The sequence below is a fragment of the Gordonia otitidis NBRC 100426 genome (assembly GCF_000248075.1).
GTDB lineage: Bacteria > Actinomycetota > Actinomycetes > Mycobacteriales > Mycobacteriaceae > Gordonia > Gordonia otitidis.
In genome coordinates this window covers 1-1,791 of sequence record NZ_BAFB01000037.1, presented here as the reverse complement: position 1 = coordinate 1,791, position 1,791 = coordinate 1, and the positions used below count along the sequence as shown (strand labels likewise).

General features: G+C 60.7%; 4 protein-coding genes. All 4 read right to left on the bottom strand.

What is annotated here, in order from left to right; genetic code table 11:
* Positions 1-340, bottom strand: a 340-nt coding sequence (locus GOOTI_RS24960; protein ID WP_007237327.1) for a helix-turn-helix domain-containing protein, incomplete at its 3' end; no start/stop codon positions are given.
* Between the two features lie 166 nt (positions 341-506).
* Entirely contained in the window at positions 507-1,139 is a 633-nt protein-coding gene (locus tag GOOTI_RS04215; RefSeq protein ID WP_007237325.1) for a hypothetical protein, read from the bottom strand.
* The gene (locus tag GOOTI_RS24955) at positions 1,136-1,309 is read right to left on the bottom strand and encodes a helix-turn-helix domain-containing protein (protein WP_007237324.1); all 174 of its coding nucleotides are present in this window, start codon (positions 1,307-1,309) and stop codon (positions 1,136-1,138) included. The genes GOOTI_RS04215 and GOOTI_RS24955 overlap by 4 nt, the downstream gene beginning before the upstream one ends.
* A 334-nt stretch (positions 1,310-1,643) precedes the next feature.
* A partial coding sequence (locus tag GOOTI_RS24950) for a tyrosine-type recombinase/integrase (protein ID WP_007237323.1) occupies positions 1,644-1,791 on the bottom strand: 148 nt, incomplete at its 5' end.

Genomic DNA, 1,791 nt, shown 5'->3' with positions numbered 1-1,791 from the left:
TCATTCCGTCATCAATGTCCGGTGATTCCGTTCGCCACGACTCACCAACAGTCAACCGATACCGGTTCGTCCGACCCGGCTCACCACGCCTACCCTGAGTGCCCTTGCGGACCTGGACCACCCAACCCTTCCCCTTGGCCTCCGCGATATTGCGCCGTACCGTCCGAGTCGTCACACCCGCAATCTCGGCTAGCCTCTGCTCACTGGGCCATGCTTCGAGACTGGTGTTGTCGGCAAAATCTGCGAGCGCGAGCATGATATTGCGGACCGGGCCGGGGGCGCCGGATTGACCGAACGCCGCCCGCCATTCGAGGACCGGACTCTTCTTACGTGTAGCCATTAGCTTGCCGCCTCCTCGTGCAGTGCGATCCGCCACGCAGCGGCCTCCTCCTCAGCCTCCCCAGCGTCCACATATCCGCCGTCTAGGACGACCCGCAACACAATGTCGTGCAGGCCGTCAGAACGGGTTTCAGCGGTGATTACGGGGGTGCCTAGATCGGTGAACATCACGCCGCCACCCGAGCGTCGTTCAACGCCTGCATAAGCGCATCATCGCCACCCACATCGGGATGCAACACCTTCGTGAGCGCCTTAAACACACTCTCCTGGCGTGCTTCTCCGACAGCAGCAAATAGGTTCGCTGCCCAGTCCCCGCCGCCACCAGTGCGCAAGTGTTCGACTTCACGACGCAGGTCCTCAGCGTCAGCGTGAGCCTCGTAGTAGAGCGTCTTCCAGTACTCGATGCCGCCTACCCTCGGAATCCCGTTTGCAGAACTACCGCTCATAGGCTCGCGCTTACCTTTAGTCGTATTGACCGCGCGATAGCAGTCGGACCACTGCTCTACGTCTAGCCCGTCGACTGAAATGTCTTCGCCAGCGTCGATAGTCTCCGAGTTGGGGACCAGTCCACGGCGTGCGCCTTCGTTCCACGCCTTCAGGTACGCCATGACTGTGCGGTCACCAACCGAAGCCGTCTCCGCGAACTCACGTGCTGACACCTTTACCGCGCAGTTCTGCGCAGTAGCGCGTCGTCCTCCGGTTCGTGGTTGTACCCACCGCGCGACCAACAGCGCATACCGCCAGTCACCGCCGTGACGAATGTGATCCCCGAACGCTTGCGCGTCCTCGGCGTAGCTCACGCCGCAGCCCCAGCCATAGCCGCCAACTCGCAACGCCGAATCCGGATCGTCCTCGGCGTCAACCGATCCGCCTGCAAACGGCCCGAGCGATACCAACGCCGAATCGTCTTCTCAGAGACCTTCGCCTCCTGCGCGGCCTCAGCAACAGTGAGCCAGTCAATGTTCGTCAAAGTGTTTGCACTCCAAAGGGTTTAGGGCAGGATTAACCCCTGCCGACTGTGAGGGTTGATCGGTTGCAGGGTCCACGCCTCGAACGATTGGTGAGGGGACTTGCCGTGCGTTACCGACCCGACGAACACTATCGAGTGGACATGACAGGCCACCCCTGTCAGAGACATTCCAGACCGCAGAGGTTCAGCTAGACGGCCCATGGCCGGAGCGCGATTCACACAGCTAGAACACCCGAACTGCTGGTCGCAGCCTTGTGCATGTTTATCTTGACGCTGCACGAGTTCTCCTTGCCGGAGTAGAACTTCTCCGCACCGAAGTACTCGTAGAGCACCACTACCCGAGAGCGTTACGCACCGCATCCCACTGAGATTCAGCCGCCGACGCATACCGCTGAGTCACCAACACCGACGAATGCCCCATCAGCTTCGACACCGCATCCAATGTGATGCCCTTCTGCACCAAACCACTACCGAACGTGTGG